The sequence below is a fragment of the Nonomuraea sp. NPDC049725 genome, assembly GCF_040674795.1.
GTDB classification, from domain to species: Bacteria; Actinomycetota; Actinomycetes; order Streptosporangiales; family Streptosporangiaceae; genus Nonomuraea; species Nonomuraea ceibae.
Window position 1 is genome coordinate 637,991 of record NZ_JBFANJ010000002.1, and the last position, 12,393, is coordinate 650,383.

The following is a 12,393-nucleotide window of genomic DNA, read 5'->3' on the forward strand; positions in this document are numbered from 1 at the left end:
CTAGACGCCGCCCGGCGTGTCCGCGCAGGGCGCTCTTCCCGTACCGGAGCCGCTCACGTATTGTCGAAAACTGAGAGTTGACACCATAACCCGCATTTGGCCAGTATCGTACGACACGTGGAAACTGTTACCTGACAGCCGGCCCCTTCGGAGGCCCCCGGCAGGGAGGTGGCCGAACGTGACCATCGATCACCAGATAAGCCCCTGGTTCACCAAGAGCACGGCCTCACCGGCGCAGGAGCGGGTGATCCAGCGCATCTGCTCCCGGATCGCTCCGGCCGGGACAACGGTCAACGTATCGGACCTGCCTCTCGGCGGGGTCCAGATCTGGACAGACGGCGACGGCGGCACGTGGAGCCTGTACCAGCGGATGGCGCGCGAGCTGCGGCTCGCCGGCTGGCACGCCGAGGCGGGCACCGACCGCCTCATGGTGCTGGGCTGGAGCGCCGAAGCCCTGTCGTACCGGGTGCTCGTGCTCGACGCCGCGCTGGCCGGGCGGCTGGCCGACTACGACCTGACGTCGTTCATGGCGGTGACCGTCGCCACCCGGCTGCTCCAGGAGGGGCTGGCCGCCGAACGCGTCGTCCCGGAGGTGGAGGCGCGCCTGCGCGAGGAGCTGCGCTGGCCGGGACGGCTGGCCGACCTCGCCGGGCTCGAACGCACCGCCACGCTGGAGCCGCTGCGCCACCGGCTCGCCCAGATCGCCGGGCTGGAGGCCAGGGTGCGCGACCGCTGCGCCGAGCACCTGTCGCTGGCCGGCCGGGTCGCCACCTCGGTCACCGGCGGCAAGCCGCCCCCGCGCATCGGCTTCCCGCACCTGACGGCGGGCCTGGCCACGGGCCTGTCCGAGCGGCTGGTCGCGGCCAGCGTGCCCAACCAGGCGACCGCGCCGCCCCACGCCCTGCTGTCCCCATCGGACGCAGGCGCCCTGACCTGACAGGAGTGATCATGCTCACCGACGAGGTCCGCGGGCCGCGCCACCGGCCCTGCGAGGTCCCGGTACGCGGCACCCGCCCGCCACCACCCCCCGACCGGCCGCCCCTCGACCAGGCGGCGGGGCCACGGGCGGACGTCACGCCGATCACGCACCCGGTGCGGCGGCTGCGGCCCGTGCGGCGGCACGGCGGGAGGCGGACATGAGCCGCGGCAGGGTGGGCGTGCTGGTGCCGCCCGCGAACCCGTCGGCGGAGCCGGAGCTGACCCGCCTGCTCGGCTCACGCGCCGACATGCACGCCGCCCGCTTCCCGGTACGCCCCGGGCTGGCCCCGGCCGAGCGGCTGGAGAGCTACAACGCGGCGCTGCCCGCCATGACGCACGCCTTCGGCGACCTGCCGCTCGACGCGCTCGTCATGGCCTGCGACGCCCCCCGCTACCTGCTCGACCCGGACGAGGACCGCGAGGGCTGCCTGCGGCTGACCGAGCGGTGCGGGGTGCCGTTCGCCTCGGCGACCGTGGCCATCCTGGAGGCGATCGGGCATCTCGGGCTGGAGGAGGTCCACATCGTCTCGCCGTTCCAGCCGTGGCTGACGGAGCTGGCCGAGCGCTTCTGGAAGGCCGCCGGGCTGCGCATCGCCGGGGTGCTCCCGGTCCGCGCCCAGGGCGGCTGGTCCCCGTACACGATCACCCCCGCCGAGCTGGTGGAGCAGGTGAAGCAGGCGCGGCTGCCCCGGGACGGCGTGCTGCTGTTCGTCGGCAGCGGCATGGCGACGCTGCCGGCGCTGGGCACGCTGGGCGCCGGCAACGACCGGGTGCTGCTCACGTCCAACCTGTGCACCGCCTGGTGGGCGCTGTCGCGGGCGACCGGCAAGCCCGTCACGCTCAACCGCTCCCCGCACCGGAGGGCCTCGTGAGCGCCGCACCGGGCGCGCTCGCCCTCCCCTGCCCCCAGACGAGGGTCGCCGGCGCTCCGGCTCGCGGCCGTGCCGGGCCTGCGGCCGGTCCGGGCGGCACGCGGTCCGGCGCCGGCGATCCCGGCGCCGCCGCGGAGGCCGCCTGACGGGCCCATCCCCTGCGAGGACCGGGCGAGGGTCGGCGCGGTGACGTGAGGAGTGCTCGATCAGATGTGGCGGACGCTGACGGACGAGGCGCGCGAGGCGATCGGCGCGCTCTGCGACGAGCACGGGCGGCACCTGTACGACTACTGCCGCACGGCGCTGGCGGGCTCCGACGCCGAGCTGGCGGTCGCGGGCGCGCTGCTGTCGGCGCACGCGCACGCCGGCCGGCTCCCGTCGCCGGACGCGCTGCGGCCGTGGCTGTACGCCCTGGCCCGCGCCCACCGCGCCGCCGTCGCCGCCGCCAGACCGGCCAGCATCGGCTCCTGGTCCCGTCCCGGCCCCGCGCCCGACCTGGTGCCCGAGGGTCTGACGGCCCTCGACGGCCCGCACCGCGAACTGCTCGACCTCTCGGTACGGCACGAGCTGTCCGACGACGAGATCGCGCTGATCTTCGACGCGGACACCGGTGACGTGACCGCCATCGTCACGGAGGCGGCCGACACGCTGGAGCAGTGGTTCGCGGCGGTGCGGGCGGCCAGGACCCGCGACGGCTGCGCCCGGCTGGCCTCCCGGCTGACCGACTGGGCCAGGACCCCCGGACGCCGCAACCGCACGCGGATCGCCCGCCACATCCTGACCTGCCCGGAATGTCAGGCGGCGCCCCGGACGCTCCGCGCGGCCACGCTGCTGCGCCGCCTCCCCCTGGCCGACACCCCCGGCACCCTGCGCGAGCAGCCCGCCTGGGGGCAGCCGCTGCCGGACGACGACACCGCCTGGCGCCCGGACGGCTTCCCCGTCCAGGCGCGCGGGCTGGCGGAGCCGCCTCCGGCCCTGATCTCCCTGGTCCCCGGCCCCACGACGGAGACCAGGGACAACCCCTGGCCGGCGACGGGCGCGGCCGTCGCCGGCCAGGAACCCCTCCCCGCCCCCACCCCGCCCGAGCCTCCGGAGGACGACTGGGTGCCCCCTCGCCCGGTGCCGCGCGCCCCGGTGGCGGAGGAAGGGGAGGGGCGTGGGGTCAGGGTCGTGGAGGAGGCCCGGGTCCGGCGGGGCGGCAACGGCGCCGGCTCCGGGCAGGCGCTCGTGCACGCCGCGCATCCGGGGTCGGGGCAGCGGCGCGAGTACTACCTGCCGCCCGACCCCGTCCCCCCGCACGACCCGCTGCGGGCCAGGGAGCGCGCCCGGCCGGCGGCGCGGCCGGGCGAGCGGCGCAGGGCCGAGCCCGGCGACAAGCTCGTCCACGCCGGTGACCGGCCGCCGCCGCGCGACGACGGGGGTGACGCCCGGTGGGAGGACTTCTGGCGGGAGCGCCCCGACGAGGACGACCCGGAGGCGCGCATCTCCCTGCGCTGGCTGGTCCGGATGGCGCTGATCTTCGGCCTGGTGCTGCTGGCCGGGGGCCTGACGTGGTCGGTGCTCAAGCCCCAGTCCCGTCAGGCGGCAACGACCGCCGCCCCCGCCGCGGCGGCCCAGCCCCCCACCGCCCCGCAGCCGACCGCGCAGGAGCCCACCGCTCAAGAGACCGGGCCCGAGCCCACCGCCGAGGAGCCGCTCGTCCAGGAGCCCACGCTCCAGGACCCTCCCGCGCGGGAGCCCACCGGCGCGGCAGAGGAGCCCGGCACGGCGCTGCCCGCGCCCGAGCCTCCGGCGGCCAGGCTGACGCCCGCGTCCGTGCGGCTGGGCGAGAAGCGCAGCGGCCGGTTCAGGCTCACCTGCACCGGCGACTGCCGGGTCACCTCGTTCTCCGGGACGAACGGCATCACCGTCGAGGGCAACACCTTCACCGTACGGGCGCCCGCCGAGCGGCCGGGTTGCGCCGGGCCGCCCGTGACCGAGTCGGGCGTGATCACCGTCGGCTGGTCGGGCACCGCCACGGGCGACGGCAGGACCACGGAGGGCACCACGGCCGGCGACGGCACCCTCACCATGATCGTTTCGTGGACCGTGACCACGAACCGAGGAGCGTTCATCCCCGACACGAACGGAGGCGGTTATTGGAGCAATTGCCCTAAGGGCGAGTGAAACAGACAAGCACCATGCACCAGCCACGCACGTGACGGCCCCGGGCATCGCGCCCGGGGCCGTCAGCTGTCAGAAGCCCGTCTCCCGTCAGAAGAACGAGAAGCCCGGCTCCGGCTCCGGCAGCGTCAGCTCACGCGGCCCGAGGAACCTGGCGGTGTCCTTCGGCACGTCGGCCAGCGGGGCGCCGGGCACGACCGGGACGGTCACGCCGGTCCTCGACAGGTCGACGGTCACCGCGGCCCCGGTGCCCGTCTCGGAGCTGTAGGAGGCGTCGGTGCCCGCGATGATCAGGCCGATCCGGTGCCCCTTCTTGAAGGTGTAGTCGTGCGGCAGCGTCTCCCACCTGACCTTGGCGTACTTCCCGACCGGCATGGGCGACGGCCGGGTCAGCGAATGGCGGTTGCGGGTGTCGATCCAGCCCCGGGCGACGACCTCCACCGGCCGGTTCGCCACGTTCGTGACGACCTTCTTGTAGCAGCCGTCGTCGGCAGCGGTGCTCTCGCCGTGGCAGTCCTCCTCGGCGATCGTGGTGACGCCCTGGCCGCGCCGCCAGTCCAGGCGGGTGTCGTCGCCGAAGTCGACGAGCAGGGCGGTCAGGTTCGAGGCGGGCCGGTCGAGCTTGACCCGCAGGTCGGCGGTGGGCGTGCCGGACAGGCGCAGGTCGACCGGCAGCGCGCCCGTGGTGAACGCCAGCCGTCCCGGGTTCGCGGCGCCGACGTCGGCGACCATCGCGGACTCGGTCATGGCCACGTCCGTGAACGTCGCCGTGGCGCGCCGGTCGGGCCGCAGCCCGAGCGTGCCGTCGGCGGCGGGCCGGAGCGTCAGCCGGGTGGCGTGCGGCGCAGGCCAGTCGCGCTGCGTGATCCACTCCGTCGGCCCGACCTGCACGTCGGCGCGCGGCTCGCGCATGATGTCGTTGCGCACCCCGTGCAGCCAGTGGTCGAACCAGCGGTGCAGCGTGTCGACCCACACGTCCCGCCGGCCCTCGAAGTCGAACGGGTCGACGTGGTTGTACTGGCCGACCCAGATCTTGCGCGGCACCCGGCGCTCGGCCAGCGCCTGCCACCAGGTGGAGAAGTTGTCCGGCTTGACGTTCAGGTCGTTGGACGTGTGGACGACGAAGACGCTGGCCCGCACCTTGGAGGCATCGCCGAGCAGCCCGCCGAGATAGTCGCGCTCGGCCCAGAACGGGTTGTGGTCGCCGGTGTCGTCACCGTCCCCGGCGTCCATCCGGTCGCGCACCGCCTGGCACTTGGCCTCGGGGTCGGTGTCGACGTAGTTGGCCAGCCAGGAGGCGTAGTCGTAGTTGTAGATCACGCCGTTCGAGCGCTGGTACCGGTACCAGGAGCTGATGGCGGAGATCGGCACGATCGTCTCCAGGCCGCGCACGCCGGTCGCGGCCACGGCGTTGGCCAGCGTGCCGTCGTACGACTTGCCGATCATCGCGGACTTGCCGGTCGTCCAGTCGGCCACGGCGGGGCTGCCGTCGGCCCGATACGCCTTGGCCCGGCCGTTCAGCCAGTCGATGACCGCCTTGCCGCCCAGCACGTCGGCCTTCCCGCCGACGTCGGGACACCCGTCGGAGCGGGTGGTGCCGATCATGTCGACGTTCAGCACGGCGTAGCCGCGCGGCACGAAGTAGTTGTCGTAGAACAGGGGGAACTTCGTGACGTTCCCGTCGGCGCCGTACTCCTTGCGCTCCCCCTCGTTGCCGCGTCCGGAGTTGTCGTAGTACGGGCTCTCGTCGATGATGACCGGGACGCGGAGCCCGGGACCGGACTCCTTGGGACGGATGATGTCGACGCGCACCCGGTCGAGCCGGCCGTCGGCGTCGCTGTCGACCGGCGACTCGACGTAGACGTGCTCGCGGACCGCGTCCGCGTAGGAGAAGACCGGCTGCGTACGGCCGTTCTCGACGGTGACCGCGGGTGCTGAGGCCGCGGCGTGGACGGGGGTCGCCGTGCCCAGGACGAGGACTGCGGCGATGAGGGCCGGGCGTAATTGTGGCACGCGTGACCTCCGTGGCTGTACCAAAAGTACGAGCAATCTCTCAGACGCCCGGAAGCCTGACAAGATCTGACCATGCGGGTCGAGAGGATGGGCATGCGGAACGTGGCACGGACCTCGTTGGTGGACGCCGCCATCGAACAGCTGCGCGACCAGATCACCAGCGGCGCGTGGCCGGTCGGCACCAAGCTGCCGTCCGAGAGCCGGCTCGCCGAGACGCTCGGCATGAGCCGCCTGTCGGTGCGCGAGGCGCTGCGGGTGCTGGCGCACGCCGGGCTGCTGGCCACCCGGCAGGGCGATGGCACGTACGTGACGGCCACCGACGAGTCGCAGGTGGCGCTGCGGCGGCGGCTGGACCGGGCGGCGGCCATGGACATCATCGACGTGCGGCGCGGGCTCGACCTGGTGGCCGCCCGGCTGGCCGCCGCCCAGCGCACCGACGAGGACCTGGCCGGGATGCGCGAGGCCCTGGCCCGCCGTGACGCCGCCGCCGACGCCGGTGACCTCGACGCCTTCGCCGACGCCGACGTGGCCTTCCACCTGTGCGTCGCCGACGCCGCCCACAACCCGCTGCTCGGCGACCTCTACCGGAGCATGAGCGAGTCGGTGCGCGAGAGCGTCCGCGACCTGGAGGAAGCGGCGCTGCGGCCCGACAGCTCCCACCACGAGCTGCTGGCGGCCATCGAGGCCGGTGACGCGGCGGCGGCCGTGGCGGTCTCGGTCGGCATCCTCGACCGCCAGGAACGCGACCTGTGACCCGGGCGCTCACCCGCCGATCGTGATCGTGTCCGCCTCGTCGTCCACGGGCGGCTCCGGCTCCCGCCTCCCCCACGGCCCCCGTACGGCAACCAGGGCGACCACCGCCCCGCCCACGGCGGCGACCACCAGCCCATAGACCGGAACCCCGCCGGAGCCCGCCCCACCCTGCGTGGCCGCCCCACCCTGGGTGACCGCGCCGCCGTTGGGGTCCGCGCCGCCTGGGAAGGCAGGGGCCGCCCCGCGGTCGGTGGCCGCGCCTTCCCTGAGGGCCGCGCCGTCGCCGGTGGCCGCCTCGTCCGGGTCCGGGGTGCCGGAAGGCCGCGTGCCCGGCGACGGCCCCGCCGCGAGCGGGCTCGCCACGGCCGCGCCCGACTCGGCACGCCCCTCCTCGGCGCGCCCCGGCTCAGCGCGCCCCTCCTCGGCCGCGCCCGGCTCGGCGTCACCTCGGTCGGGGGTGCCCGGTGCGGGGTGCTGGGGGTCCGGGGTAGGGCGGCCTGGGGGGAAGCCTGGGGGGCGGATGGCGCCCCAGTGGTTCTGCGGCTCCTTCAGGGCGCGGGCGAGGCCGGGTTGCAAGGGGTTGAGGGCGAGGCCGCCCGGCACGGTGAGGGTGCCCACGGCGTACGGGGCGAAGATGCCCTGGATGCCGTCGACCCGGTACGTCCCGGCGGCGGGGACGGTGAGGGCGGCGGCGTAGTGTCCGGGCTCGGGCAGCGGCGTGCCGGCGAACAGCGTGGCCTCGCCCCGGGCGTCCGTGAGCCGGAGCCCGGTGGGCCCGAGGTCGCCCTGGTAGGGGTGGTTGCCGTGCTGGAGCACCCAGTAGCCGGCCGTGTAGGACGTGCCGGCCTGCAGGCTGCCCGGGAGCGGGTCGAGGTAGGTGACGGCGAATCCGCCGGCGGCCGCCCCGGGGGTGGCGAGCGGCCCGGCGGCCAGCAGCAGGGCGGCCACGACGGTGGCGAGTCTTCTCATGGGACACCTCCGGCGTGCATACACCGGCGGCGCGCCCGGAGTTCCGGCCGGGGCCCAGAATGGGGGGACTCGGGGACGAGGAGGCTTCCCGTGGTCGCCGTCCATCCCGCGCTGGATCAGCGGCGGGGCTGACCGGTCAGGGGTTGCGGGCCCGCCCGAGGATGTGGGTGAGCGTGGGACTGCCGGGGACGGGCCGGTGGGCGAAGCTCCGCTGTTCCTCGACGAGCAGCCCGGCGGCGCGGATGGCGGCGGCGGTGTCGCGGTTGGGGTGGCAGCCGCCGCCGACGCGCCGCCAGAGCGGGGTGATGAGGTCCTGCAGGACGCCGCGGACCGGCCGGGGCGAGCGGACGTGCTCGAAGTAGCGCAGCTCGCCGCCGGGCGCGAGCAGCCGTCGCACCTCGGCGAGGGTGGCCGCCGGGTCGGGCACGGTGCAGAGCACGAGCGACAGCACGGCGGCGTCGTACGCGCCGGGCCCGCCCGGCAGCGCCCCCGCGTGGCCGGGCACCACCCGGACGGTCACCGGGGCGCGGGCCGCGGCCCGCTCGGCCGCGGCGCGCAGCAGGTGGTCGGGCTCGACGGCGACGACCTCGCGCACTCCCGCCGGGTAGTGCGGGAAGTTGAGCCCGTTGCCCGCGCCGATCTCGATCACCCGCCCGGTCAGCCCGGCGAGCAGGCGCTCGCGCAGTGCGGCGGTGGCGGGATCGGCGCGCTCGGTCATCCTCTCGTAGGCGCGGGCGAAGCGCGGGTGCTGGTACTTCGAGAGGTCCTGCATCACCCCAGCCTAGGTCCGGGCGTGGGCCGGAGGGCTAGGACGGGCTGTTGCTCATGTAGCGGTCGATCTTCCAGTCGCCGTTGTCCTGCGTGAGCAGGAAGAACGCGCGGGTCTCGTCGGAGCCCTGGCCGCTGGTGGCGCGGACGAACGCCTGCTTGCCGGCGACCTGGGACTCCTCGATCGTCGGCGTGCCGCCCTGGCCCTCGCCCATGCCCTCGAACAGCGTGGTGAGCGCCTGCGTGCCCTCGGCGGTCTGCTCGCCGGCCACGGCGGCCACGGCGTCGGAGGTGAACAGCTTCACGACCTGGGCGGAGTCGCCCGATTCGAGCGCCTTGTAGAAGCTCTCGACGACGCCGCGGGGCGAGCCCTGGCCGGCGCCGGTGTCGGTGGGCGACGGGCTGCCGGTGCCGGTCGTGGTGTCGGTCGGCGAGGCGGAGTCGCCGGGTGTCATGCCCGTGTCGGTGGCTGTGGGGGACGCCGGGCTCGCGGCGCCCTTCATCGCTTGCCCGGTGCCGCCCGCGGCGCAGCCGGCGGTGAACAGGGCCGGTACGATCGCGGCCAGCAGGAGGCCCCTGCGCAGAGAATTCATGCTCATGGCCGCTTTGATTCCCGCCCCGATCAAGGGCGAATGCGGTCTTTATCCAGTTCGCACGACCCTTTTAACGTGCGCGGTATTTTCTCACCCTGGGGTTCACAGAATTCGGCGAGATCGTTCAGAGGTCTGATCGTTGCGCCACTGAGACCCGTTGCCCGGCGCGCCGCCGATACCGTCCCTCTAGTGCCGCATATCAAGGCGAACCCCGCTCCGCCCGCCGATCCTCTGCCGCAGCGCGACGACGCCGAGCGTTGCGCCTCCGCCTATTCGGGGCGGCGATGCGTCCTCCCGCCCGCGCATCATGGCGCGCATGTTTTCCCACCTGCGGAGACGGATCTCCGACTCTGACATCGTTTCAAAAGTGCCATTTCGGGCAATTGACGCGAATGTCGGATGAACCGGTCACGGTGACCCCCTGTGAAGACGGCCCGCTGCTCATTCGAGGCGAGTTCGCGCTGGTGACCCAGGACGGCGAGCGCATCCCGCCCGGCCGGGCCACCGTCGCGCTGTGCCGGTGCGGCCGCTCGGCGGCCAAGCCGTTCTGCGACGGCTCACACAAGACGGCCGGCTTCCGCGCCCCCAGCGGCCAGGAGGCGGAGCCTGCGGGCGGAGCTGGCTGACCGGCGCAGCCGCCGCCCCGCGTACGGGACGCCGCCGGTGAGCGCGGCGGCCAGGGCGAGCCAGCTGCAGACGCCCCGCTCGGCCACCCACACGGGCGCGAACAGCGACGACGTCGCCGGGAAGACCCGGTGGCCGCCGCAGCGGCGGCGGCCCAGCTCGGCGACCGCCACGGTGACGGCGGCGGCCCCGGCCAGCGCGGCGGGACGGCGGCGGGCGAGCGCGACGGCCACGCCCGGCGCCACCGCCAGGAACGCCGCCATCCGCCACGGCTGCGCGAGGTCGTCGTAGGCCTGCCGGACCCGCTGCGACCAGAAGCGCCGCGCCTGGCAGGGCAGGCGGCGCACGTAGAGGCCGGGGGCGGAGACCACGCGCCCGCCGCGCGCCCGGACGGTCCGGATCAGCTCCAGGTTCTCGAACAGCACGTCGCCGTCGTAGCCGCCCATGCCCAGGAAGAAGTCGCGCCGGACGCCGAGGGTGCCCGGGTAGTCGGCGCCGAACGCCCGGTTGAGCAGGCTGCGGGCGGTGTCCCAGCGGGCGTGCCAGGGCAGCGGGGAGAAGTAGTTCTGCGGGCGCACCAGGTCGGCCCCGGCGAGCAGCTCCCGCATCCTGGCGAGCCCCGCCGGGCCGTAGCGTACGTCGTCGTCGGCGAGGACCACGTGCGCGGCGCGGGCCAGGCGCACGCCGGTGGTGACGCCGGTGACCTTCCCGTTGGCGTAGCCGAGCGCGGGGTCGGGCGGCACGTGGGTGACGAGGCCGCGCCAGCGGCGGGCGTGCCGGTCGAACAGGGCGGCCGGGCTCCCGTCGACGACGATCACGCGGGCGTGGCGGGCCAGGCCGGTCAGGTAGGCGGTGAGCTCGTCCAGCCCGGCGTCGTCCTCCCACCGCAGCGGCAGCACGTAGTCGAGGTCCATCACGGGCTCGCGAGGGCCGTCTCCAGCTCGGTCAGCGACGAGACGCCGCGCTCCCAGCAGTCCATGACGTGCTCGGCCCACAGGCGTTCGAGGGTGAGCGCGCACGCGGCACCGTACAGGATGTCGCCGGTGAGCGACGGCTGCGCGGCGGCGAGCCCGCCGCACAGGTCGTTGGCGGCGATCTGCTCGTGCACCGCGTCGGCCTGGACGTGCTCCTCGTAGAAGCGGGTGGCGGTGGCGTCGCCGCCGAGGCGGCGCAGGCCGGTGGCGTAGCGGCGGTTGGGCAGCGAGGAGGTCATCTCCAGGGCGGCCAGGTGGCCGGCGAGCGCGCCGCGCAGCCGCCGGTGCAGGCCGAACAGCGACATCGCGTTGGAGATCGCCAGCGTGATGCCGGGGACGCGGCCGAGATGGGCCAGGTAGGCGTCGTCGAGGCCGAGGCCGCGCAGGGTGGCACGGAACAGCTCGGAGTGCATGCGCTCGCGGCGTCCGCCGCCGTACTCGTCGGCCTGGATCTCGACCAGCGCGGCCTTGGCTTCGCCCTGGAGGCGCGGGATGGCCCAGGTGTGCGGGTCGGCCTCCTTCAGGTGGTAGATCGAGCGGTGGACGGCGAACTCGCGGAACTGGGCGAGGTCGGCCGTGCGCTGCAGGTGCTGCGACAGCGGCGGGCCCTCGTCGGCGACGGCCAGCGCGGTGAGCGCCCGCCGCACGTGGCGCGGCTCGACCGGGGCGGGGCGCGGCACGGCCCGGGCGAGCGCGTCCTCGAAGCCGCGCTCCAGGGCGGCGCGGGCCCGCAGCAGCGACGGCTCCCACTCCCAGCGCTCGTCCACGTCGTCGAAGCCCTGGTAGTGCAGCTCGTAGCAGACGAACAGGGCGAGCTGCAGGTCGTCGTCGCCGAGCGGCAGCGCGCCGGGCTCCAGCGGGCCGAGCTCCCCCAGCTCCCCGGGCGGCCCGGTGAGGCAGGAGAAGAGCTGGTCGCTGATCGGGCCCCGGGCGGCAGGCAGGCGCATCAGGCACTCCGGCGGTAGACGGACACGTGCGCGCGGCTGTCGTCGCCGAACGGGGTGCGCGCCCAGTCCGACCAGCGATGCTCGCGCTCCATCGAGGCCAGCCGGGCCATCAGGTCGAGCTCGGCGGGCCAGGCGTAGCGGTGGTTGGCGGGCAGCAGGCGCACCCCCTCGGCGGTCAGCCGGATGCGGGTGGTGTGCATGTGCTGCCCGGCCGGGGAGAGCACGGCCGCCTCGGCGACGACGGCGTCCTCGGTCATCGACAGCAGCCGCAGCGCGCTGCCGTCGCGGAAGGCGGCCGGGTCGGGCACCCACGCCTCGACCACGAACCTGCCGCCGGGCCGCAGGTGGGCGGCGGCGTTGCGGAAGCAGGCGACCTGGGCGTCCTGCGACGGCAGCGCGTAGACGGTGTTGGCGGCGAGCACGACGAGCGCGTAGGAGCCGCCGGCGGTGGCCGTGGAGAAGTCGCCGATCGTGACGGGCACGCGGTCGCCGCCGGGCTTGCCGCGCAGCACCTCGACCATCTCCGCCGAGCCGTCGATGCCCGCGACCTCCAGGCCGCGGGCGGCCAGCGGCAGGGCCAGCCGGCCGGTGCCGATGCCGAACTCCAGCACCGGCCCGCCTTCGGCGAGCTCGTGAAGCAGGTCGACGGCCTGGTCCGTGGGCAGGCCGCGTACGGTGGCGTCGTAGATGTCGGCGATGCCGCGGCCGTAAGCGGAGGCGTCGAACGCCGGCATCCGCA

At 74.9% G+C, this 12,393-nt stretch carries 13 protein-coding genes; 6 read left to right on the forward strand and 7 right to left on the reverse strand.

Features of this window, described 5'->3' with window-relative positions; all coding sequences use genetic code 11:
* The first annotated feature begins 178 nt into the window (after positions 1–178).
* The 4 genes from AB0J53_RS07325 (at position 179) to AB0J53_RS07340 (ending at position 4,016) form a co-directional block, all read left to right on the forward strand.
* A complete protein-coding gene (locus tag AB0J53_RS07325; protein ID WP_364169515.1) occupies positions 179–937 on the forward strand; it encodes a hypothetical protein in 759 nt (252 codons plus the stop codon).
* Between the two features lie 11 nt (positions 938–948).
* A complete protein-coding gene (locus AB0J53_RS07330) occupies positions 949–1,140 on the forward strand; it encodes a hypothetical protein (RefSeq protein WP_364169518.1) in 192 nt (63 codons plus the stop codon).
* Positions 1,137–1,850, forward strand: a complete 714-nt coding sequence (locus AB0J53_RS07335) for a hypothetical protein (RefSeq protein WP_357587279.1) — start codon at positions 1,137–1,139, stop codon at positions 1,848–1,850. Before AB0J53_RS07330 ends, AB0J53_RS07335 begins: the two co-directional genes overlap by 4 nt.
* Before the next feature lie 210 nt (positions 1,851–2,060).
* Positions 2,061–4,016, forward strand: coding sequence for a hypothetical protein (locus AB0J53_RS07340; RefSeq protein WP_364169522.1), 1,956 nt, complete (start codon positions 2,061–2,063; stop codon positions 4,014–4,016).
* Between the two features lie 87 nt (positions 4,017–4,103).
* On the opposite strand, the gene AB0J53_RS07345 is transcribed toward AB0J53_RS07340, so the two are convergent.
* Entirely contained in the window at positions 4,104–6,026 is a 1,923-nt protein-coding gene (locus AB0J53_RS07345) for a Xaa-Pro dipeptidyl-peptidase (RefSeq protein ID WP_364169525.1), read from the reverse strand.
* Between the two features lie 72 nt (positions 6,027–6,098).
* Between AB0J53_RS07345 and AB0J53_RS07350 the strand changes: the two genes are divergently transcribed.
* Positions 6,099–6,779: an FCD domain-containing protein gene (locus AB0J53_RS07350; protein WP_364169528.1), complete on the forward strand. Its 681-nt coding sequence runs from the start codon at positions 6,099–6,101 to the stop codon at positions 6,777–6,779.
* 9 nt (positions 6,780–6,788) lie between these two features.
* Here the strand turns inward: AB0J53_RS07350 and AB0J53_RS07355 are convergent, their stop codons facing one another.
* From AB0J53_RS07355 to AB0J53_RS07365, 3 genes are all read right to left on the reverse strand, one after another.
* On the reverse strand, positions 6,789–7,748 hold the full coding sequence (locus AB0J53_RS07355; RefSeq protein ID WP_364169530.1) for a hypothetical protein: 960 nt from the start codon (positions 7,746–7,748) through the stop codon (positions 6,789–6,791).
* A 136-nt stretch (positions 7,749–7,884) separates the two neighbouring features.
* Positions 7,885–8,520, reverse strand: a complete 636-nt coding sequence (locus AB0J53_RS07360; RefSeq protein ID WP_364169533.1) for a class I SAM-dependent methyltransferase — start codon at positions 8,518–8,520, stop codon at positions 7,885–7,887.
* 34 nt (positions 8,521–8,554) lie between these two features.
* Positions 8,555–9,115, reverse strand: a complete 561-nt coding sequence (locus AB0J53_RS07365; RefSeq protein WP_364169536.1) for a nuclear transport factor 2 family protein — start codon at positions 9,113–9,115, stop codon at positions 8,555–8,557.
* Positions 9,116–9,501: 386 nt separating this feature from the next.
* Between AB0J53_RS07365 and AB0J53_RS07370 the strand changes: the two genes are divergently transcribed.
* Positions 9,502–9,735: a CDGSH iron-sulfur domain-containing protein gene (locus AB0J53_RS07370; protein WP_364169538.1), complete on the forward strand. Its 234-nt coding sequence runs from the start codon at positions 9,502–9,504 to the stop codon at positions 9,733–9,735.
* Here the strand turns inward: AB0J53_RS07370 and AB0J53_RS07375 are convergent.
* From AB0J53_RS07375 to AB0J53_RS07385, 3 genes are read right to left on the reverse strand one after another with little or no spacing between them, the layout of a single operon-like run.
* Entirely contained in the window at positions 9,667–10,647 is a 981-nt protein-coding gene (locus AB0J53_RS07375) for a glycosyltransferase (RefSeq protein WP_364169542.1), read from the reverse strand. The two genes, AB0J53_RS07370 and AB0J53_RS07375, sit on opposite strands and share 69 nt — an antisense overlap.
* Positions 10,647–11,654 (reverse strand): iron-containing redox enzyme family protein, encoded by a 1,008-nt coding sequence (locus tag AB0J53_RS07380; RefSeq protein WP_364169545.1) that lies wholly within the window; start codon positions 11,652–11,654, stop codon positions 10,647–10,649. The genes AB0J53_RS07375 and AB0J53_RS07380 overlap by 1 nt, the downstream gene beginning before the upstream one ends.
* Positions 11,654–12,388: a class I SAM-dependent methyltransferase gene (locus tag AB0J53_RS07385; protein ID WP_364169548.1), complete on the reverse strand. Its 735-nt coding sequence runs from the start codon at positions 12,386–12,388 to the stop codon at positions 11,654–11,656. The genes AB0J53_RS07380 and AB0J53_RS07385 overlap by 1 nt, the downstream gene beginning before the upstream one ends.
* Between the last annotated feature and the right edge of the window lie 5 nt (positions 12,389–12,393).

What these genes read in the sequence shown, in the direction of transcription:
- AB0J53_RS07385 (WP_364169548.1), bottom strand. Translation starts at nt 12,388, where the DNA reads ATGCCGGCGTTCGACGCCTCCGCTTACGGCCGCGGCATCGCCGACATC.
- AB0J53_RS07365 (WP_364169536.1), bottom strand. Translation starts at nt 9,115, where the DNA reads ATGAGCATGAATTCTCTGCGCAGGGGCCTCCTGCTGGCCGCGATCGTA.
- AB0J53_RS07360 (WP_364169533.1), bottom strand. Translation starts at nt 8,520, where the DNA reads ATGCAGGACCTCTCGAAGTACCAGCACCCGCGCTTCGCCCGCGCCTAC.
- AB0J53_RS07350 (WP_364169528.1), top strand. Translation starts at nt 6,099, where the DNA reads ATGCGGGTCGAGAGGATGGGCATGCGGAACGTGGCACGGACCTCGTTG.
- AB0J53_RS07355 (WP_364169530.1), bottom strand. Translation starts at nt 7,748, where the DNA reads ATGAGAAGACTCGCCACCGTCGTGGCCGCCCTGCTGCTGGCCGCCGGG.
- AB0J53_RS07330 (WP_364169518.1), top strand. Translation starts at nt 949, where the DNA reads ATGCTCACCGACGAGGTCCGCGGGCCGCGCCACCGGCCCTGCGAGGTC.
- AB0J53_RS07335 (WP_357587279.1), top strand. Translation starts at nt 1,137, where the DNA reads ATGAGCCGCGGCAGGGTGGGCGTGCTGGTGCCGCCCGCGAACCCGTCG.
- AB0J53_RS07340 (WP_364169522.1), top strand. Translation starts at nt 2,061, where the DNA reads ATGTGGCGGACGCTGACGGACGAGGCGCGCGAGGCGATCGGCGCGCTC.
- AB0J53_RS07375 (WP_364169542.1), bottom strand. Translation starts at nt 10,647, where the DNA reads ATGGACCTCGACTACGTGCTGCCGCTGCGGTGGGAGGACGACGCCGGG.
- AB0J53_RS07370 (WP_364169538.1), top strand. Translation starts at nt 9,502, where the DNA reads ATGTCGGATGAACCGGTCACGGTGACCCCCTGTGAAGACGGCCCGCTG.
- AB0J53_RS07380 (WP_364169545.1), bottom strand. Translation starts at nt 11,654, where the DNA reads ATGCGCCTGCCTGCCGCCCGGGGCCCGATCAGCGACCAGCTCTTCTCC.